The 20427-nt window shown below is 66.5% G+C and carries 16 protein-coding genes; 4 read left to right on the top strand and 12 right to left on the bottom strand.

The annotated features are described in order from the left end of the window. Window positions 1-59: 59 nt before the first annotated feature. The 7 genes from GGR36_RS17520 to GGR36_RS17490 all read right to left on the bottom strand — a co-directional run bounded on the left by GGR36_RS17520 (window position 60) and on the right by GGR36_RS17490 (window position 10749). Complete coding sequence (locus tag GGR36_RS17520) at window positions 60-842, bottom strand: carbohydrate-binding protein (protein WP_183636069.1); 783 nt, start codon at window positions 840-842, stop codon at window positions 60-62. A gap of 122 nt (window positions 843-964) precedes the next feature. Beyond that, window positions 965-1753 (bottom strand): carbohydrate-binding protein, encoded by a 789-nt coding sequence (locus GGR36_RS17515; RefSeq protein WP_183636068.1) that lies wholly within the window; start codon window positions 1751-1753, stop codon window positions 965-967. A gap of 241 nt (window positions 1754-1994) precedes the next feature. Next, window positions 1995-4028 carry an ATP-binding protein gene (locus GGR36_RS22300; protein WP_183636067.1) on the bottom strand — a complete coding sequence of 678 codons (2034 nt, stop codon included), beginning with the start codon at window positions 4026-4028 and terminating at the stop codon, window positions 1995-1997. After that, complete coding sequence (locus GGR36_RS17505; RefSeq protein WP_183636066.1) at window positions 4025-5020, bottom strand: ABC transporter substrate-binding protein; 996 nt, start codon at window positions 5018-5020, stop codon at window positions 4025-4027. The genes GGR36_RS22300 and GGR36_RS17505 overlap by 4 nt, the downstream gene beginning before the upstream one ends. A 108-nt stretch (window positions 5021-5128) precedes the next feature. Continuing rightward, on the bottom strand, window positions 5129-7549 hold the full coding sequence (locus tag GGR36_RS17500) for an ATP-binding protein (RefSeq protein ID WP_183636065.1): 2421 nt from the start codon (window positions 7547-7549) through the stop codon (window positions 5129-5131). Next, on the bottom strand, window positions 7546-8556 hold the full coding sequence (locus GGR36_RS17495) for an ABC transporter substrate-binding protein (RefSeq protein WP_183636064.1): 1011 nt from the start codon (window positions 8554-8556) through the stop codon (window positions 7546-7548). The genes GGR36_RS17500 and GGR36_RS17495 overlap by 4 nt, the downstream gene beginning before the upstream one ends. 228 nt (window positions 8557-8784) lie before the next feature. Then, window positions 8785-10749, bottom strand: coding sequence for a DNA topoisomerase IV subunit B (locus GGR36_RS17490; RefSeq protein WP_183636063.1), 1965 nt, complete (start codon window positions 10747-10749; stop codon window positions 8785-8787). 235 nt (window positions 10750-10984) lie between these two features. Here GGR36_RS17490 and GGR36_RS17485 point away from each other — a divergent pair, with 235 nt between their 5' ends. Together GGR36_RS17485 and GGR36_RS17480 are read left to right on the top strand one after the other, a co-directional pair. Beyond that, a complete protein-coding gene (locus GGR36_RS17485; RefSeq protein WP_183636062.1) occupies window positions 10985-11533 on the top strand; it encodes a hypothetical protein in 549 nt (182 codons plus the stop codon). A gap of 9 nt (window positions 11534-11542) precedes the next feature. Further along, window positions 11543-12130, top strand: a complete 588-nt coding sequence (locus GGR36_RS17480) for a hypothetical protein (protein WP_183636061.1) — start codon at window positions 11543-11545, stop codon at window positions 12128-12130. Between the two features lie 75 nt (window positions 12131-12205). Here the strand turns inward: GGR36_RS17480 and GGR36_RS17475 are convergent, their stop codons facing one another. From GGR36_RS17475 to GGR36_RS17460, 4 genes are read right to left on the bottom strand one after another with little or no spacing between them, the layout of a single operon-like run. Next, window positions 12206-12907: a GNAT family N-acetyltransferase gene (locus GGR36_RS17475; RefSeq protein WP_183636060.1), complete on the bottom strand. Its 702-nt coding sequence runs from the start codon at window positions 12905-12907 to the stop codon at window positions 12206-12208. Then, on the bottom strand, window positions 12904-13908 hold the full coding sequence (locus tag GGR36_RS17470; protein ID WP_183636059.1) for an ABC transporter substrate binding protein: 1005 nt from the start codon (window positions 13906-13908) through the stop codon (window positions 12904-12906). Before GGR36_RS17470 ends, GGR36_RS17475 begins: the two co-directional genes overlap by 4 nt. Continuing rightward, the gene (locus GGR36_RS17465) at window positions 13905-15665 is read right to left on the bottom strand and encodes an MFS transporter (RefSeq protein WP_183636058.1); all 1761 of its coding nucleotides are present in this window, start codon (window positions 15663-15665) and stop codon (window positions 13905-13907) included. The genes GGR36_RS17470 and GGR36_RS17465 overlap by 4 nt, the downstream gene beginning before the upstream one ends. Then, on the bottom strand, window positions 15662-16333 hold the full coding sequence (locus tag GGR36_RS17460) for a hypothetical protein (RefSeq protein ID WP_183636057.1): 672 nt from the start codon (window positions 16331-16333) through the stop codon (window positions 15662-15664). Before GGR36_RS17460 ends, GGR36_RS17465 begins: the two co-directional genes overlap by 4 nt. 90 nt (window positions 16334-16423) lie before the next feature. On the opposite strand from GGR36_RS17460, the gene GGR36_RS17455 reads away from it, so the two are divergent. Both GGR36_RS17455 and GGR36_RS17450 read left to right on the top strand, forming a co-directional pair. Next, on the top strand, window positions 16424-18958 hold the full coding sequence (locus GGR36_RS17455; protein ID WP_183636056.1) for a serine/threonine protein kinase: 2535 nt from the start codon (window positions 16424-16426) through the stop codon (window positions 18956-18958). A 52-nt stretch (window positions 18959-19010) separates the two neighbouring features. Beyond that, entirely contained in the window at window positions 19011-19604 is a 594-nt protein-coding gene (locus GGR36_RS17450; protein ID WP_183636055.1) for a DUF3617 domain-containing protein, read from the top strand. Window positions 19605-19763: 159 nt separating this feature from the next. On the opposite strand, the gene GGR36_RS17445 is transcribed toward GGR36_RS17450, so the two are convergent. Next, window positions 19764-20240 (bottom strand): NanQ anomerase/TabA/YiaL family protein, encoded by a 477-nt coding sequence (locus GGR36_RS17445; protein ID WP_183636054.1) that lies wholly within the window; start codon window positions 20238-20240, stop codon window positions 19764-19766. Between the last annotated feature and the right edge of the window lie 187 nt (window positions 20241-20427).

Here is a 20427-nt window from a genome sequence, read left to right as displayed (position 1 = left end):
TTACTTCAGGCAAAAACGCCCCGCAAGGGGCGTTTTCATTTGCTGCGGAGAGCCCACGCTTACTGCATCTTCACCGCGACGACATAGTTACGGCCGAAGTTGTTGTCCCAGTACGTCGTGCCGTTGACCGTATAGGCCACCGCATACTCAATGCGGGTGGTACCGGCCGGCAGCGTGAGGCCGTAGGCCCACTCTTCTACCCCATACTGGTTCGGATTCGTTGCGCTGCTGTAGTAGCTGCGCCAGAAGCCGCCATTCCAGACCGCCCAGGCGCTGCGCGTCGTCTTCCAGCCATCGGTGGTATAGCGGATTTCGACCTGCTTGTTGCTGCCGATGTCTTTCAGGCTGACGCTACCGTAGTAACGGGTGCCGTACACCGTCACCGGGTTGCCGGTATCGACGAAGCGGTCGAACAGGACGGTGGATGGCATCAGACTGCCGGAATCCTTGGCCTGCTTGTAGTTCTGGCCACCGTTGTTGTCCCAGTACTCAATGCCGTTGACCTTGTAGCGCAGCGCGAACTCCAGATCCCAGCTCTGGTAGGTGAGGCCGGTGGCGTCGCTATCGTTGAAGTTGCCGGCCCACACTTCGTTACCGTTGTCGGCCGGGCGGCTGTAGGCAAGCGGCACATCAATCCAGCTGCCATCGGGCTTCTTGAGGTGGGCATAGACCTGCTTGGCATAGGCGAGGTTCTTCACCAGCGCCTCGAATCGGACCGACTGCAGCCCGACCTGGTAATAGGCGGATACGGTGCTCTGCGAGCGCAGCAGCTTGATTTCGTCGGCAGCGACGGCAGCGTGGGCGAACAGGATTACGGCAATCGCGGCAAAGAGCTTGTTCATGGAAGTCTCCTGACAGGGACGTGGCGCTGCCTCGCCCGAGCGGCGACGCAGTCCATTGGAGAAAAACAGTGTGGCCGGCCCCGGTGCCGGCGCGCGGTGGGCGCGCCGGCTTGCGCGCCAGATCAGTTCTGCTTGAGCGCCTGGGTGTAGTTGCGACCGAAGTTGTTGTCCCAGTAGGTCGTGCCATTGACGATGTAGCCAATCGCGAATTCGACCTTGGTCGCCGTGGTGCTCAGATCAAGCTGGAAGTTCCACTCTTCTGCGCCGTAAGCGTTCGGGTTGGGCGCTGCGCTGTAGCCGCCTGACCAGTAGGTGTTGCTGAAAGTCGCCCAGGCCGTGCCACTGGTCTTCCAGCCATCGGTCGAGTAGACCACCTTGACCTGCTTGCTCGGCGACAGGTTCTTCAGCGTGACCGCGCCGTAATAGTGGCCGTTGTAGATCCATGCCGGGCTGTTGAGGTCATAGATGCTCGCCAGCACGTTGGTGCCGATCAGCAGGTGGCCGGTATCACGCCCCTGCTTGTAGTTCAGGCCGCTGTTGTTGTCCCAGTACTCGACGCCGTTCACGACATAGCGCAGCGCGAACTCGAGATCGAAGGTCTGGAAGCTGGGGCCCGTATTGGTCGGGTTCGGATCGGTGTAGCTGCCTTCCCAGACTTCACGCCCGGTGTCTGCGGCACGCGAATAGGCCAGCGGCGCATCGACCCAGCTACCGTCGGGCCGCTTCAGGTGAGCATAAACCTGCTTGGCATAGTTGAGATTCTTGACGAGAGCTTCGAAATGGATGGTTTGACTGCTGACGCCGTACTTCGAAGAGACCGTGCTGCGCGAACGCAGGAGCTTGATCTCATCGGCCGCATAGGCCTGAGCGGCCAGCGCGATCGCGGCCAGGATCAGAATGATCTTCTTCATGGTTCACCTCTGTTGCTGATTGGGGGGATGCGCCTCGCGGCGCGAGCAAGCAACCGGGTGTCGTATTGCTTGCTGGCACGAAGTGTGCGGAACGAAGCCGGACGGCCTTGTCCGAAACTGCGCATTTCGCGCGATCAGCACTAGAAGTTATTTATGATGCAAAAGGAATAATCAATTTGACCCATGCCTGGGCAAATATTCCGGCAACCTGAGCCGGCACACGCCGCGCCTTATGCGCGGCTCAGACTCCGGCGCTGTCGACGTCCGCGTCGTCCTCTTCCATGTCGTGCCCCGGATGGGCAGTGAGCGGGATGAACACACTGAAGCGCGTGCCCTCGCCTGGGCGACTGGTGACTTCGATCCGGCCACCCAAGACGCCATTGACCAGGTTGTAGACGATGCTCAGGCCCAGCCCGCTGCCGCCGCGGCCGAGCTTGGTGGTGAAGAACGGATCGAAGATGCGGTTGATCTGGTCGGCCGGAATCCCGACCCCGTCGTCGGCACAGGTGATCACACAGGCGTCGGCCCCATGTCGAGCCGCCGTAAGGGACAAACGCCCCTGGTCGCGACCATCAAAGGCGTGAATCAACGCGTTGTTGATGAAGTTGGTGAGCACCTGCCCCAACGGGCCCGGATAGCTATCGACCGATATCCCTTCCTCAAGCAGCAATTCGACCTCGACGCCGTGCTTGCGCAACAGCGGCATCATCGTCGTCACCAGTTCGCGTACCGTCACCGCTAGGTCGAACACCCGGCGTTTCTCGCTGACGCGGTCGACCGATACCTGCTTGAAGCTCGCCACCAGGTCGCGTGCGCGTTCCAGATTGCGATCGAGCAGCGAGGCGGCATCCTGCAGGTTGTCGACATATTCGAGCAGGCTGGAGCGCCGTAGCTGGCTTGCCTCCACATCCTGCTTGAGTTTGCGGGACTGCGCGATCAACGCGCTCGCCACCGTCACGCTGTTGCCAATCGGCGTGTTCAGCTCATGTGCGATGCCTGCGACCAGATTCCCGAGGGCGCTGAACTTTTCGGATCGCACCAACTCGTCCTGCGCCATCTCGAGGCGCTCCAGCGCTTGCGTCAGCTCGACGGTTCGCGCCTCGACCCGCGCCTCAAGCGTGGCGTTCAAGGCTTCAAGGGCCTCGCGCGATTCGCGCAGGCGGTGATCCCGTGCCTCGAAGGCGCGTGCCAGCTGCCCGATCTCGCCGCTCGCCCCGGTTGGCAGATCGGCAGCCGATCCGGAGCCGATGCGTTCCGCGGCATCGGTGAGCTGCACGAGCGGTTTGGCGATGCGCGCCGAAACCAGCCAGGCGGCGCCCACGATCAGCCCGGTCAGCAGCAGACCCATCGCCAACACCACCATGGTCAGCCTTGCATACGGCGCGAAGTAGTTCTGACGCGGCTCGACCAGCGCCAGGCGCCACGGCGCCACGCGCAGCGGCACCACCGCCACGCGCTCGACCTCGCCATCGCTGTCGACGTCGACCCAGTTCATACCCTCGGCGAGGGCCTCCGAGCGCTTCAGGCTCCCCGGCAGATCCGTCGCCACACGCCGTTCGTTCACGAGTCGGGTCAGTGTCGCCGCGTCGGCACCAATCACGACGCGGCCTTGGAGGCGCGCATCCCCGCCGTGCGCGATCGCGACACCTGCGCTGTCAATGAGAATGCTGAAACTGCCGCTGCCCTCGCGCGCCGGGTCCTGCCGCACGAATTCCTGCAAGCGCGCCGCAGCGATGCGCAAGCGCAGTACGCCGACAATCAGCCCGCCGCCGTCTCGCACCGGCTCCGACGCCCAGAGCGTGGCGCCGTCCTTTTCGAAATAGGGCCCGACCAGACTCGGCAGACCCGAATCGACCGCCTGCTTGAACCAGGCTTTGTCCGCTTCGCTGATACCGGTGCGCCCCAGTTCGGTATCGACCATGACGCGGCCTTCGCGGTCGAGCAGCGCCGCGGAGGTCACATGGATAGGATCCTTGATCACCGTATTGCGCAGCGTGTCCACCAGTTCGGCCACCAGCAGCGTGCGCCGCTCATCGTCGGCTGCAAGAAAGCGCCGCAGCCCGGGCAGGTGACCATCCGCGCGCAAGCCTTCGAGCGTCGCGGCGGCATAGGTATCGATGGCGGACGCGACTTCTGCCGCGCGGGCGCGCAAGGCGCTATCTTCCCGCTCCGCGCGTGCGTACTCGTTCGCCTGCAGGGCGATCCAGCCGGTGATGTAGAGCGGGACCAGCGCGACCAGCGCGAGCGTCAGCAGAAGTTGACCGCGGATTCTCACGGCAGCATGCGCACGTCGAAGAGGTCTTCGGGGCGCGGCCGCGTCATCAGGTAGCCGCGCGCCACGAAGTGCTCGATGAATTGGCCGGCCACATGAGGCAAGGACGCGTCGGTCTCGCCGGGCTGGAACTTGGCGCGGTTCTCGGCGAGCCCCAGCAACCTGATGCCGTTTCGGCTGACGTCATCGGTCTTGCCCTTGAGCAGCACCTGCAGGCGCTGGTCGCCCTCGGCCGGATGGCTGTTCCACCAGTCCAGCGCACGGAACCACGCCGCCACCAGGGCGCGCACCGCGTCGGCGCGCTGCTCGAGCACGGCCTTGTGGAACATCAACCCGTCGATGATCAGGCCGGGGGTGTCCGCACTCGAATACACCGCCTTGAAACCCCTCGAAACCGCCTGCGAGACGTAGGGCTCCCAGGTGTGGCCAAAATCGAGTTCGCCGCGTTCGAGCTGCAAAGGCACGTCAGCCGCGTCGACATTGAGCAGCTTCACGTCATCGAAGGTAAGCCCGAAACGGGCGAGAAACCGCAGCACCAGCAGCTCGCCAAATCCCCCCAGCGAGGTGCCGATGCGCTTGCCTCGTATCTGGGCGGCCTCGGTTGGCACCTGACTGCCGAGCAGCACGTCGCCGCCAGCGGATTCGTCCGAAGCGAGGACCATGCGCACATCCGGCGATGTGCGGGTCAGCGTGATCATGTCGCCAACTGAGACGCAGGCGCCATCGTAAGCGCCGGCGGAAAAATCGCTGAGCAGGCGACGCGTGTTCTGCGGGATGCCGATGTCGACCTCGACGCCGGCCGACGCCAGATAGCCCAGTTCCTTCGCCAGCAGCAGCGGGTAATAGCCGGCCCATAGGTCGACACCTATGCGCAGGGGGGCGGGCTTCGACGGCGAAGACGGGCGGCCGCAACCGACCAGCAGCGCAGCCACGCAGCCGGCGCTGTAATGGAGCCACCGTCGTCGCGGCACCGATTGACATTCAGGCAGATTCATTCGTCCTCTCATGCGACCTACCCCAACCCGCAACAACGGCGCCAGCTCGGCATGGCTTGAGCCCATCACGAAACGAAATCGGCGCCATGGCTCGCCGTGCGAAAGATATCAGTCGGCGTGCGCAGGCGCGACACATGGCATCACGATGCGAAAACGCGCGCCACTGCCTGGCTGGCTCGCCACCTCGATGGTGCCACCCAGACCACGGGTCACCAGGTTGTACACGATATGCATGCCCAGGCCGCTGCCGCCCCGTCCGAATTTGGTCGTAAAGAACGGATCGAAGATGCGCCGCAGCGTTTCGGCGTCCATGCCGCTGCCATCGTCCCGACAGACGAGCTCGGCAAATCCGTCGGGCAAATGGCGGCAGCTCAGTACGACGAGTCCGTCGTCGCGGCCCTCGAAGGCGTGCAGCATTGCGTTGTTGACCAGATTGGTAATGATCTGGCCGATGGCGCCGGGGAAGCTGTCCATCTCGACAGGGGCCAGATCGAGATCGAGCCGCCCCGGTTGGCCTTTGAGCCCCGGCGCCAACGTCGCCGCCACTTCGTTGATCACTTCGGCGAGATCGAAGCGACGACGCCCCTCACTGACCCGATCGACCGAGACCTGTTTGAAGCTGGTCACCAAAGTCCTCGCCCGGGCGAGATTGCGCGTGATCAGATCGGCCGCCGACTGCATCGCGACGACGAATTCGTCGAGTTGAGAGCGCCGCAGGCGCCCGCCAGCAAGGTCTTCGGCGAGGCGGGACGTCAGCTCACCAATCGTGCTGGCCACGGTCACGCTGTTCCCGAGCGGGGTGTTCAATTCGTGCGCCACCCCGGCAACCAGGCTGCCGAGCGCCGCCAGCTTTTCCGAGCGCACCAGTTCGTCTTGCGCCAGTTGAAGGTGTTGCAGGGTTTCGCGCAGCGCATTGGTACGCTGCTCAACACGGCCTTCCAGTGAGGCGTTGAGTTCCTCCAGCGCGCGGCGGGCGTTTTCGGTCTCGGTCACGTCGACACAGGTCCAGATGGCGAGCTTGCGGGCGCCGGCTTCGAAGGCGCGACCGAAAGTCCGCATGAAAGACGCCTCTCCGTCATGTCGCACCGGCACCACCTGGTCAACATCGCCCTGCAATTGCAGTTGCCTGGCCAGGGTATAGAAGGACGGGAAACGCGCGTCGCCCGAAAGACTTGCCAGTGACGCGCCGGCCAACGATGCCGCGACGGCGCCGAACTGCGTGACGAAGGCGGCGTTGACGTCCATCACTTCGCCGGACTCACGATCCGAGAGCAGCAGGGGCAGCGGCGACAGGTTGAACAGCGCCGTCAGCCGCGACTCGCTGATCTGCAGGCGGAGCGCCGTGGCGCGCTGTTCTTCGACTTGCTGGGCCAGCGTAGCGCGCGCTTCGTCGAGACGACGCATCATCGACTGCAATGCGCGCGCCAGCCGCCCCACCTCGCCATCCGCGTCGACCGGGAGTTCGGGTTGCGCCGCGTCACGCCCGATGCGGTCCGCCACCTCGGTCAGCCGCACGATCGGGCCCGAAATGCGCCCGGCGACCCACCACGACGCCACCAGCAGCAGCAAGGTCGTGATGCCGCCGAGCAACAGGATCGTGCGCAACTCGGCATCAAAGCCGGCACGCCAGGCCGCCTCGGGCGTGAACACCACCACCCGCCAGGGCGTATCGCGCACCTGCGCGACGGCCATCCGCAATCGCCCGTCGCTGACTGTCACCCAGGCGAGCACCGAGGTGCGCTGCACGGCGGGAAGCACACCATTCAGGCGCTCAGTTTCGCCCTTGCCGACGAGGCGGTGCTCACGCCGCAGCACCGCATCCGATTTTTCGTCGCCGCCCAGGCGCGCGCGCAGCAACCATTCAGGTCGCGTACTGTGCGCCGCGACCACGCCATCCGGCGTCAACACCATCACATAGCGCCCGCTCGCCTCGTTCAGGCCCTGGCGCCACACGATCGCCTGCAGCCTGGCGGCCGACACACGTAGCCGCAGGATGCCGAGGATATGCCCACGCGAATCGCGCACCGGATGGCAGAACAGGATGAAGGCCGAATCGGCGGGGCCTTCGGCCCGTGGTCCGTCAAGCGCGCTGACACCCTGCGTCAGCGCATCGGCCACGCAGGGGCTGCTACGCTCCTGTTCGGACTGTCCCGGCAGGAAACGGGTATCAGCCAGCACACGCGCAGCACCATCGATCAGCGCCGCGGACATCACATGGATCGGGTCCTTCACCGCCACACTGCGCAGGGCGCTGCGCACCTCGCTGTCGAGCTTGCGGCGGGCGTCTGCATCGCTGCTCAGGTAACGCACGAAGATCGGCTGCCCGGAATCGGCACGCAGCGCCTCCTGCGTCGCACGGACGAACCCATCGATGTCATTGGACAATTCGTCGGCGCGCACCCGTAACAGCGTGTCTTCACGGTCGGCGCTCGATCGCGCATTCGCCGACAAGGTCAGCCAGCCAACCAGATAGAGCGGCACCAGCGTCGCCGCCACCAGCACCAGCAGTATGCGACCGCGAATGTTCACGGCAGGAAGCTCGCATCCAGCAGCTCGGCCACCCTGGGCGGACGTCCGATCAGGCCGCGCGCGATGAAATGCTCAACATAGATTTCCGCCACGCGGTGCAGCGACTCCTCGGTCACCCCCGGCTGGAATTTCGCGCGATTGTCTTCGCGGGTCAGCAGACGGATCGCGACCCGCACCACTTCACTGGTGCGACCCGCAAGCGCGCGCCGCAAGAGCGGCTCCGCATCCAGTTCATTGCGGTTCCACCAGTCGACCCCCTCGAACCAGGCCGCCATCAAGGCCCGCATTTCCGCCGCACGCTTCTGCAGCACCGAGGCATGGCAAATCAGCCCGTTCACCACCAGGCCGGGCGTGTCGCGACTGCTGAACACTTCGATGAAACCCTGCTCGCGCGCCTGCGCGACATAAGGTTCCCAGGTATGGCCATAGTCGATGTAGCCGTCGGCAAGCCGCGCCGGCACTTCCGACGCATCGACCTGCACCATTTCGACGTCACCCAGCGACAACCCGTAGCGCCGCGCAAAACGCAACACCAGCAATTCACCGAAGCCCCCGAGCGAAGTGCCGATGCGCGCGCCGCGAACATCATCGACGCGGGACGGGGATTCCTTGCCGAGGATACGGTCGGCCCCGATCGATTCGCTCGCGGCGAGGACCATGCGGATTTCGGGAGCCGCACGGGTCAGGGTGATCATGTCGCCAATCGACACGCAGACCCCGTCGTAATTGCCGGCCGCAAAATCCGAAAGGAGTTGTCGCGTGTTCTCCGGGATCACGACATCGACCGCGACGCCGTGGTTTTTCAGGAAGCCCAGCTCGCGCGCCAGCAGCAAGGGGTAGTACCCCGCCCACAGGTCTATCGCAATGCGCAGCGGCCGCGGTTCGATCACCGTGTCCCGTGCGTCCGTGCAGGCTGCGAGCAACGGCAATCCGCAGGCACACGCCGCCAGGCGCAGCCATTGCCGGCGCAGCAGGTCGGGGCATGGAATCGGATCGCGGTCGCGCATGGCTGCGTCAACGGCAGGCTTGCAACTGGACTTGAACCGGGTCGCCCGGCCGGCAGCGGGAGATAGCGGGTTCTTCAGCCTGAGCGCACCAACCTGCCCGACGCGTGCTTTACCGAGCGCCTCGCGCCAGAGCGCCTAATTGGGGTGTGGCGCGCGACCGCTCGCTGGCGCGGCTGATCCGGCTGACCGATGCCGGATTGCGCCCCGCCAGCAGCCAACGCAGGCCGATCAGAGATCGGCCTCGACCAGATTGCCCTTGGCTTCCATCCAGGCGCGGCGGCTGGAGGCCTCGCCCTTGCCCATCAGCAGATCGAAGAGCTCGTTGGTATCGGTCAGCGCGATGTCATCCAGGGTAACCGGCAGCACGCGCCGGGTCGCCGGGTCCATCGCGGTTTCCTTGAGCTGTTCGGGGTTCATTTCACCGAGGCCCTTGAAGCGGCCGATTTCGAGCTGCTCCGGTTTGACGCCTTCCTTGACCAGCCGGTCGCGCACCGCGGCCAGCTCACGCTCGTCAAGGCAATACAGGCGCCGCGCCGGGCGCTTCTTGCCCGAGGCCGGCACATCCACGCGGTAGAGCGGCGGCAACGCGATCCATACATGGCCCCGCGCGACCAGGCGCGGGAAGTGCCGCAGGAAGAGCGTCAACAGCAGGGTCTGGATGTGCGAACCGTCGACGTCCGCATCCGCCATGATGATGACCTTGCCGTAGCGCAGGTTGGTCAGCACCGTATCCGGCGCTTCCGGCGTGTGCGGGTCCACGCCCAGCGCCACCGCGATGTCGTGGATCTCGTTGTTGGCGAACAGCCGGTTGGGATCGATCTCCCAGGAGTTCTGCACCTTGCCGCGCAGCGGCAGGATTGCCTGCGTCTCGCGCGAACGGGCGAGCTTGGCCGAGCCGCCGGCCGAATCGCCCTCGACGAGGTAGAGCTCGTTGTCGTTGATGTCTTCGCTCTCGCAATCGGAGAGCTTGCCGGGCAGCACCGCGACGCCGGAGGTCTTCTTCTTCTCGACCTTCTGCGCGTCCTTCAGCCGGCTCTGCGCCTGCTTGATCGCCAGCTCGGCGATCGCCTTGCCCTGCTCCACGTTCTGGTTCAGCCAGGCTTCGAACAGCGGCATCACCATCGTCGACACGAGCTTCACCGCCTCGCGCGAGTTGAGCTTTTCCTTCACCTGGCCCTGGAACTGCGGGTCGAGCAGGCGTGCGGAGAGCAGGAAGCTCATCTTGCCGCACACATCGTCCTGCTGCAGCTTCACGCCGCGCGGCAACAGCGCATGGTGCTCGACGAAGGACTTCACCGCCTCGAACACCCCACCGCGCAGGCCGGATTCATGCGTGCCGCCGTTTACCGTGGGGATCAGGTTCACATAACTTTCACTGCCGACGAAGCCGTCGAACCACGCGAAGGCCCAGGCCGCACCCTCGCCCGGCGCGAAATCCTCGTCCTGCCCGGCGTATTTCTCTTGGGCGAACACCGGCACCAGCGGATCGACACCGCCTGCCATCTCGCGCAGGTAGCCAGTCAGGCCGTCGGCGTAGCGCCATTCGGTTTTGACGAAGCTGCCGTCGGCCTGCTCCACCTCCAGCGTCACCGTCACGCCCGGCAGCAGCACCGCCTTGGAGCGCAGCAGGCGCTCGATCTCGGCGAGCGAGGCGCGCGGCGCGTCGAAATACTTCGGATCCGGCCACACATGCACGCGGGTACCGGTCTGTTTGCCGCAGGGGCCAACCTCGACCAGTTCGCTGATCGCGCGACCGCCATCGGCAAACTCCACATGCCAGGCCTTGCCCTCGCGCCGTACGTCGACGGCCACCTTCAGCGACAGCGCCGTCGTCACCGCCACGCCGACACCGTGCAGACCGCCCGAGAAAGCATAGGCCGATGCACCGGAGGTTTTGTCGAACTTGCCGCCGGCGTGCAGCACCGTGTAGGCCAGCACCACCACCGGCACGCCTTCCACCGGATGCAGGCCGACCGGGATGCCGCGCCCGTCGTCGGTCACGGCCACCGAGCCGTCGCGGAACATCGCGACATGGATGCGCTTGGCGAAACCGGCGAGCGCCTCGTCCGCAGCGTTGTCGATCACCTCCTGGATGATGTGCGCCGGCGAATCGGTGCGGGTGTACATGCCGGGGCGCGAGCGAACCGGCTCAAGCCCTTTGAGGACGCGGAAGGAGGATTCGTTGTAGGTCATGCGGCAGCTGCCTCAATTCAAACTGGCGTGGATGGTAGCAAATGCATGTCGCGGCAAATCTGCTGGGCGGGTACAAACCGGGTTTGATGCCGCGGCTGGACAGGCAGTTACCTTCTGTAATAGTTTGCAGTCGTGACAGTTCTGGCGAATTCCCTCCGCCGCCGACCCAGCTTTGCCGGGCGGCATCCCCTGTAACCCCGCGCCAATCCGGCGTCTCAATGACCCCTCACCCTCCATGAACATCCGATCCACAGCTGCGTGCTTGATGCTTGCGCTGGCAAGTGCCGCCTGCACGATGAATCCGCCGCCGTACGCCACTTCCTTCCAGAACGTGCAGAAGATCAAGAAGTTGCAGCAACCCGTAAAGGTCGGGACTTTCGATCTGGGCAGCAATGAGCTGGCGAAGATCAGCCTGCGAGCGAACACAATGAAGCCCGCGCAAGGCTCGTTCGCTGACTATGTCCGCGGTGCCGCGATCGCCGAACTACAGCAAGGCAACAAACTCGCGACCGACGGCGACAACGAACTGATCGCGACGGTGACCGAGAACATGCTGGACTCCACAGGATTCGAAACCGGCCACGGCCGCATGGCCGCCCGCTTCACGTTGAAGCGCGGCAGCGCGACTTCTTTCAACAAGACTTTGACTGCAAATGTCGACTGGCCCTCGTCCTTCGTCGGCTCGATCGCCATTCCCAATGCCGTCAATGCCTACCCGGATCTGGTCGAAAAGCTGCTCGGCAACCTCTGGTCTGATCCCGATTTCGTCAACGCACTGAAGTAAACCCCCACCATGCAAATCCGTACGCTCCTGACCTATCTCGTCGCCGCCGCCGCTGTCACTGCGGCCAGCGGGTGTGCCCACAACATCCGCATCAATCCGACCGCCAAGGCTGCCGAAGCCTCCGCACCGAAGGCCAAGAAGACCGCTGGCCTCTACATCTCCGCGCCGGACCGCGCACGTGAAGTCGTGTCACCGGGCGGCGGTGGCGACAAGATCAGCTACTTCCCGTACAAGGATCTCGAAGGCCCGCTGTCAGCGACGCTTGGCCGTGTCTATGAAAACGTGGAATCGCTGGAAGGTTTCGACGCCAAGGCGATCTCCGGCAAGTCGGTGTCGATCGCCTTTGCCCCCCAGCTGTCGACGACCTCAGCCTCGCCCAGCCCCTTCACCTGGCCGCCGACCGAGTTCAGCGTGACGATCAAGATGAAAGCCGTCGGCCCCTCGGGTGATGCACTTTGGGAAGACAGCGTGACGGGTAACGGAAAAGCCGAGTTCGAAGAGTTCAAGGCAGACTTCCCGCTCGCAGCCCGTCGTGCGAGCGCCGACGCACTGTCCAAGCTTGAAGCGCTGCTGCGCAAGCGCGAAGGCCTCAACTGAGCGTCTTCACCCCGGTCCTGGGCCCCGCTTCGTGCGGGGCTTTTTGTTTCGGTGACGGCGACGAGGCGTCGCCACTCACGCATGCGCCTCGGCACGCACATAGCCGATGGCAGCGTCCGCTACGCGGGTGCAGGCACCGATCCGGCCGGCGGCGAGCGCCTGCTGTTGCGCTGGCTGATCGAGCGCGTCGATCCACATCACGTCGGTGTCGTCGGGGGGTGGCCGAGCACAGGCAGGGCGGCTCACCGGCCGCCACAGGATGTGGCGCAGCGAGCCCTCTGCCTGCACGCCCAGCCACACCACAGCGAAACCCTGTTCCAGCAGGGTCCGGCGTGACACGGCGTTGGCCGGTGCCGCGCGCACCAGCAGTTCCGGCACGCCTGACCGGGCAGCCAGTTCGATGCGTGCATGGATCAGCGCAGTGTGCAGGCCCTGTCCGCGCCGGGCCGGGTCGACCATTGCGGCTGACAGCAAGGCCACGCGACCCGCGCGCTCGCCCGGCCAGCCGAGGTCGTTCGCGTAGTTGTCGCGGTCATCCGCAGCGGGGCGGGTCAGCGCGCCGTACGCGAGCAAGCGCTCGCCTGCGACAATGCCAAGGCTCTCGCCGCGCGGCCCGAAGTGCTTGCGAAGGAAGTCCTCGGCGCCGCCAAACAGGCGGAACAGCGACGGGTCTGGCAGCGACGCCATCACCGCCTCATGCAAGGCCAGCAGAGCCGGCAGATCGGCGGGACCAAGTCTGCGCAGGCTGTGGCCGCGCGGCAATTCGAGGGCGCTCATGCGTTTCCGTCGATGAATTCAGCATAGTTGAACATGTCGAGCGGCGGCAGCATGCCCAGGCGCCGCGCCACCGGCAGGCTGATCTGGAGCGAAAACCGGCTCAAGGTTTCGATTGGGATACGCTGCGGCGGCACATGCCGCGTCAGGATCTGCTCTGCCTTGTAGGCAGCGAACTGGCCGACGTTGTAGTAGCGGCTCACCAGTCCGACGAGGGCGCCGGCGGCCATCAGCGGCTCGGTGGACGCGAATACCGGCAGGCCCGCCTCCAGCGCGGTCGGCACCACGACGCCGCGGGCCTGCGTACTGAGGAAGGAGTCGGGCGGCATGTAGAGCCACTCGGCGCCATCGGCCTTGAGGGCGCGCACGATCGCCGCTGCCCCCTCGCCGCTCGGGCGGCCGCCGGCATCGGTATTGAACGGTCGCGCCAGCACCGCGAATCCCTGGCGGCGCCCCAGCGCCCGCAGTTCCTGCAAGACGGCGAGCGCGTTCGGTTCGTTCGGCGAGTAGATCAGTCCGACGCGGCGGAAGGCCCGGTAGGCGGTCATCACCTGCACCTGTGCCGCGACAGTCGCGACATGGCTGACGCCGGTGACGTTGCGCCCTGAGGAGCGGAGATCGGCAACGATGCCGGCGCTCACCGGGGCCGCCACCAGGCTGAAGACGACCGGAATGTCGGTGATGTGGCGTGCCGGGTCGACCTTGGCACTGGCGCCGACGACGCCGAGCGTGACGCCGGATCCCCATGTGTAAACGAGATCCGGCCGCATCTGGCGGATCTCCTGCACCAGTGCCGGCAGGCGCCCGGTATCCAGCGCAATGTCGCGGTGGATGATGTCTGCCGCGATGCCGCGTTCCGCAAGGTAGTCGGCAAAGCCGTGCTCGACTTCGGTACGGCCGCGATAGGTGATCGCATAGATCTGGAAGCGCCGCGACGCCGCAGCCGACAGCCGGCCCGCCAGCGCCAGTTGCGCGCCAAGCAACAGAAAGCCGCGTCGTTTCACGCCCGCGCCCCCACTGATACCGGCACACGTGTGTTCCCCGTCAGCGCCACGAAACACAGCCCGCAGATCAGCACGATCGCGGACACCGTCGCGAAAGCCGCGGCGTGCCCCAGCAGCGCCACCAGCACGCCCGTCACGAGCGGCCCGCTGGCGTTGCCGAGCCGTTCGATCAGGCGATACACGCCGAACACCGGCCCACTGCCGTGCGCCTCGATTTCGCTGCTGCAGGCCAGCGACAGCAAGGTGCTCTGCGCCGCGATCGACAGTCCCTGCCCCAGCCCCAGCAAGGCCATCGCGAGATAGACCGGGAGCACGCCGCCCCAGGCAAGCAGGCCGAAACCGCCAAGCGACGAGATGCACAGCCCCACGCCCACCAGATGCGCGTGCGCGACACCGCGCTCGGCGAGGCGCGTCGCCTGCGGCAGCATCAGCACCAGCACCACCGCATAGACCATCAGCGCCCGACCGGCGACCGAGGGCGGCGCACCGAGCGACAACAGGTACACGGGCACGAGATAGAAGCAGAAGCCGGCGAGGATCAGCTTGGCCGGCACCGCGGCGAGCAGCGTGATCACCACGAAACTGCGCTGACGGAACAGGCGCAGGAAGTCGCGCAGGACGGGGGCGCGCGAGGGTGCCGTAATGCTTGCTTGCGCGTCGCGCGGCAGCGTCCGCACCACCATCAACGCCGCGACGGCAAGCGATGCCGCGGCGCCGAACCCCCAGCGTGCGCCGAGATGGTCCGCGAGGATGCCGCCTACCGGCGGACCGCACACTGCAGCCACCATGATCGCGGTGACGAACAACGCGAAGCCGCGGCTGCGCGAAGCCGCGTCGGTGTGCGCGATGACGAAGCCCTGGCCGGCGACGAAGACGATCGCGTAAGCCAACCCGCACAGCGCACGCCAGGCGATGAAGTCGACGATGCCGCCCGAAAGCGCCGCACCGCCGAGGCCGCACACGCCCAGCGCCGCCCCCCACTGCATCGCACGCCGATGACCCACCCGTTCGCTCCAGCTCGCCAGCACCGGCTGCCCCAGTGCAACGACCAGCATGAAGACGACGATCGGCACGCCGACCAGAACGTCCGGTGCGAGTGTCGACGTGCTCGGCAGCAGGGCACGCGAGAATCCCGGCAGGAAGGCCCGCGTCAGTTCTTCGGCCAGCATGAACAGGAACAGCGGCGCGCGCACGCGCGCCAGCACCGCGTCTCCCTCCGTCCCGACACTTCCCAGGCGCGGGTCGCTCGCGGTGATCGCGTGCAGCAACTCGCGGGTGAAGAACACCGCAACGAGGCACACCACCAGCAGGTCGAGCGTCGATTCGAACAGGATCTGCCGGATGAACGCGGCGCTCAGGCTTGCCTCCACCGCCCCGGCGGGGCGCGCCGCATGGGTCAGCGACACGCTGATGCCGGCGGTCGCCGCGGGTGAGCCGCTCTTGAACAGCACCCTGCCCGAGTCGTCGCACAGCGCGAGGTAGGCGAGTTCGGGATGCTGTTTGCGCACTGCCTGCAGGTACGCTTCAACACCGACCAGATCGCGCAGCGCCAGCCCGTGATCGAGGGTCTTTCCAACCAGTTCTCCGACCGATGCACCGACCACCGCGGCCTTGCGCAGCAGTTCGGGACGCAGGCCAGACTCGAACGCGCGCTGCGTGGCCCACGACGCCGCAAGCAGCCCTGCCATGACGACGATCAGGATCGCCGCCATCAGCCGTGCCTGCAGCGCACGGGGCGATGCCGGTGCGACGCTCATCCGCCCGCCAGCGCGGCCTCGCCCGGCTTGGCAGCCGGCGCGCTCAGACGCAATACCAGACCAAGCACCAGCGCCGCGAACGCCAGCGTGCCGAGCCAGCCGATCAGCGCGATCAGCGCGAGCTGCGCCCGCATCCGGTCGAGCGCCTGTTGCAGGGAAGCCAGCGAGTAGCGCACCGCAACCTGCCCAAGTTGCAGATCGAAGCTGTTGCGTATCGATAAACCCAGCACCGCCTGCGCGGGCTCGGCCAGATGCCATCCCTTCACGGACCCGCGACGCGCGGCGTCGCGCCAGCGCGCGTCGATGCTACGGCCGACGCGGGCCCCGTCGGTGCTGAAGCGCACGCGCCCGCTTTCGTCGAAGACGCAGATCTCTTCGATCGCCGCATCCGCCAGTCGTTCGCGCGCCAGCAGGTCAGGCGCGGTGCTCACACTCGCGAGCGGCAGACCCAGCGCAAGCGCCGACTGTATGCCCTCGCGCACCGCCGTGGCCGGCACTTCCATCCGCGAACGCGCAGCCGCCTCGAGCGCCGACTTGAATTTGAAGTAACTGAGGAAGACGCACATGCCGATGCCGAACATCGCCACCAACGCCGCCACCGCGAGCAGGCGGGCGAAGCTGGCCCGCGCGGCGGGGTCGGGCGTTCGGCGGGCGCGCTGTCGGGACATCGGTGTGCACTCTCCGGGCGGGATTCAACTATCGTAGCACCCGCATCCACACTGCTCCGGCCGCCAACAGAGAAGGAACGCTACCGCGCCATGGACGATCGCAATACCGTCTTGCTCGCCGCCGAAGCGCTCGATCGCCTGCGTCAGGGCAAGCCCGCACGGGCCGAAAGCCAGGCCACCGTGGTGCTGCCCGCTACGCCCCAGGCTGCACCTGCCGGCGACACCGAGACGGTGATACTGCCGGCAGGCGCGGCGCACCGCCCGACACCTGTTGCTGCACCAGCCCCGGCACGCCCGCCGCAAGCCGCCGCACCGCTAGCGGAGATTGCGACGGCGCAGGCGGCAGCACCGGCCTCACCGGTGGCCGCGCTGCCGGTCACCCCACCGGCGCGCCCCGAGCCCGCACCGATCGCGCTGCAGCCTGGCTACCGGCTGCACGAATACCGCATCGATGCCGTGCTCGGCCAGGGCGGCTTCGGCATCACCTACCTCGCCACCGACGTCAACCTGCATGCGCAGGTTGCGATCAAGGAATACCTGCCAGCACAGTTCGCGATGCGGGCGCGCGACAGCACCGTGCGGCCACGCCGGCTCGACGCCATGCCGACGCTGCTCGACGGCCTCGACCAGTTCCTCGTCGAAGCACGCACGCTGGCGACCTTCCGCCATCGCAACATCGTGCGCGTGGCGCGCTTTTTCGAGGCCAACCGCACCGCCTACATGGTGCTGGACTACGAACGCGGCCGCGCCCTTGGCGACTGGTGGCTCAATCAGCGGCGCAACGCGCCGGCACTCAGCCGCCTGCTCGGCGGGCGCGCGCGCGATGCCGCGGCCAGCGGCGCAACGCCGTTCTCGGAACCGGATCTGCTGCTGCTCCTTCACCCCCTGCTCGACGGCCTGGCGCTGGTGCATCGCAGCGGCGTCCTGCACCGCGACATCAAGCCTGACAACCTGTGCGTGCGCGACGAGGATGGCAGCCTCGTGCTGCTGGATTTCGGCGCGGCGCGCCCCGCCAGTGGCGGCGCTCCCGACGCACCGAGCATCCTGACGCCCGGCTATGCGCCGATCGAGCAATACCTGGGCGACAACCAGGGGCCGTGGACGGATCTCTACGCGCTCGGCGCCACGCTTTACTGGATGGTGACCGGGCAGCGCCCGCGCGAGGCGCCCGACCGGCAGGCGGCACCGCAGGCTGACCTGAGCGCCGAAGAAGCCGGCGCCGGGCGCTACAGCCGCGAGTTCCTGCGCGCCATCGACTGGGCGCTGCAACTGCGCCCGGAAGACCGGCCGCAGAGCGTCGAGGCCTTCCGCCTCGCACTCTTCGCCGCGCACGCGGCCAGCCTCGGTCTGCAGGAAGCGCTCGCCGCCGGCGCCGCTACACAGGCCGACAGCGAGGGCACGGCACGCAGCGGCGCAGGCCGGCGCATCGTGCATCCGGGCTCCTGGCCGCTGGCCCTGAAGATGGCGCTCGCGCTGGTGATCGCGGCGGTGCTGCCGATGAGCATCACCGGCTATCACAACTACACCACCAGCGTGGAAGCGCTCGCCCGCGCCGAACGACGCAGCCTCGAACACCTTGCCCTGACGACCTCGGGCCGCCTCTCGCAGCTGATCGAAGACAGCCGCCGCGTGACCGCCTTTGTCGCCAGCAACGCCGAAGTGGCCGAAGTGCTCACGACGCCGACCGACGCAGGCAAGGCCGCGCTGCTGACGCGCTTTCGCAATCTGGTCGCGACCAATCCGGACGTACACCTGCTGACGCTGATGGACGCCAGCGGCAACGCCGTCGTCTCGACCGCGCCGGAAGTGGTGGGCGGCAACTACGCGTTCCGCGACTACTTCCGCACCGCGATGGCCGGCAGGTCGAACGTCACCAGCATCATCGTCGGGGCGGTCGCCGGACGCGCCGGCGCGTACGTGGCCTATCCGGTCAAGCGGGCAGACGAGAAGACGATCGGCGTGGTGGTGCTGCGGCTGCGCGCGGAAACGATCGGTGCGATCGTCGATACCGCGCGCAGCGACAGCCGCGAACCCTTCCTGGTCGACGGCGACGGCGTGCTGATCCACCACCGCAACAACGCGCTGCGCTTCCGCAGCCTCGCGCGCCTGTCGCCCTCTGCGCTTGCAGCCATCTCGGCCGACCAGCGCTTCCGGCGCGACCGTATCGACAGCCTCGACATGCCCAGCCTCGCCGCGGCAATGGTCGGTGCGCGCCGCGAGGGCAACGTGGATTTCGATTCGACGATTTCCGGTGTGCGCGAGGTCGCCGGCTTCGCACCGGTCTCCGGACATGACTGGGTGGTCGGTGTGAGCGAGTCGCATGACAGCTTCGAAGCGCCGCTGCAACGCATGTTCCGCCAGGTGCTCTACAGCTTGCTGGCCGTCGGCACGGTGTTCGTGCTTCTGGCGCTGCTCTTCGCGCGCAGCATCGTGCGGCCGGTGAAACAGCTCACCCGCGCGGCGGATGCGCTCAAGCGCGGCGACTACGAAGGCGCGCATGTGAAGGTCTCCAACAACGACGAGATCGGCGCGCTGGCCCGCACCTTCAACGTGATGATCGATGTGCTGCGCCAGCGCGAGCGCGAGCGCGGCATGCGTGCGGGCGGTTCCATCAGCGAGCGCTGAGCGCCTTTGCGCGGTCTATGCTTTAGCTACCCTTCTTCTATCGGGAGTCGATATGCACACCGTACGCTTCACCTGTCTTGCCCTGTGCCTGCTCGGATGCGCAAGCAGCCTGGCTGCGGACTTCCCGCAGCGCAAGGAAGGCCTTTGGGAAATGAGCGCGGAAAACCCGGCCAGCAAACACCCGATGCCGCCCATGAAGCAGTGCATCGACGCGAAGAGCGACGCCGAGATGCAGAAACACGCGCTGCAGGGCGGCGGCGGGCCCGGCCGCAGCGAGTGCGAGAAGCATTCCTTCAAGAAGACGGCCACCGGCTGGGAAGCCGATGCGGTGTGCAAGCACGGCACCACGACGGCGACCATCCACTCGGTCATCACCGGCGACTTCGCCAATACCTACACGATCGACTCGCAGACGCACTTCGACCCCCCGATGAACGGCACCGCCGATGCGCGTCACAAGGTCACGGTGCGCTGGCTGGGCGCCTGCCCGAGCGGCTGGAAGGGGGGCGACATGGAAGTCAACGGACGCCGCTTCAACGCCCTGGAGATGCAGAAACAGGCAGGCATGCAACCGGGCGGCCGCATGACGCCGGAGCAGATGAAGCAGATGGTCGAGGCGATGAAGAAACAGCAGGGCGCGCAGTAGCGCCCTGAGGGAAGGTCTGAAAAAGTGCGCGAGACGGATGCAGCGCAAGGCGCGGCGCGCGGCGCGCGCCGCGACCAGGACCTATCTGATGGATAGGCGCGGGCGTGAGCACGCCGTAACGCAGCGACGCGCCGTCGCTGCCGCTTATTCAGGCCTTCCTTAGAGCCCGAGCAGGCGGCGGTGGATCTTCACCACCGCCTTGCGTACCGGCGCGGGCGCATCGACGGCGACACAGGGTCGATGCAGATCGCCGGGATAGAAGATCGCGAGTTGCCCCGGCTGCAGATCAACAAACCACTCGCGCGTCGGGGTCGGATAGAAGGCGATGTCGCGCGTCGCCAGCAGATCGTCGACCGGCGCCAGCGCCGCGTCGGGCGCGGCCATGCCGAAGCGCTCGCGCCCGGCCAGCACGATCTGGATGTCGGCATGGTCCCGGTGCGCTTCAGGCCGGCTGTCGGCGAGCGGGCGGGTCACCAGCTCCTGGATCAGCAGGAACATCCCCTCTTCATCGAGCGGATAACGCCCCGGCGGCAGGGTATCGAGCGCCCGCGTTTCGAGTGCGGCGAGCGCCCGCGCCACTGCCTGTGGCAGCACCGGCGTGCGGGCACGCCACGATGTCAGATCCGAGAGAAACATCTGCCCCGTCCTCCACGAGAAGACAGCCATTGTGCCCCCACGCAAGCGGATCGGCGCAACCGAATGGCTCCGGCAGCACGGCGGCGCCAGCCGAACTCGGCCAACGCCGCGCCGCGACAGGATAGGTCGGTGCTCGAACCAAACAGGGCGCCGTTGCGAATGTGCCACGCCCCGGCAATTGCGCGGC

The organism is Niveibacterium umoris, from assembly GCF_014197015.1.
In the GTDB taxonomy this organism is placed as follows: Bacteria; Pseudomonadota; Gammaproteobacteria; order Burkholderiales; family Rhodocyclaceae; genus Niveibacterium; species Niveibacterium umoris.
The sequence above is the reverse complement of the archived record's forward strand: the minus strand, read 5'-3'. Positions and strand labels throughout refer to the sequence as shown.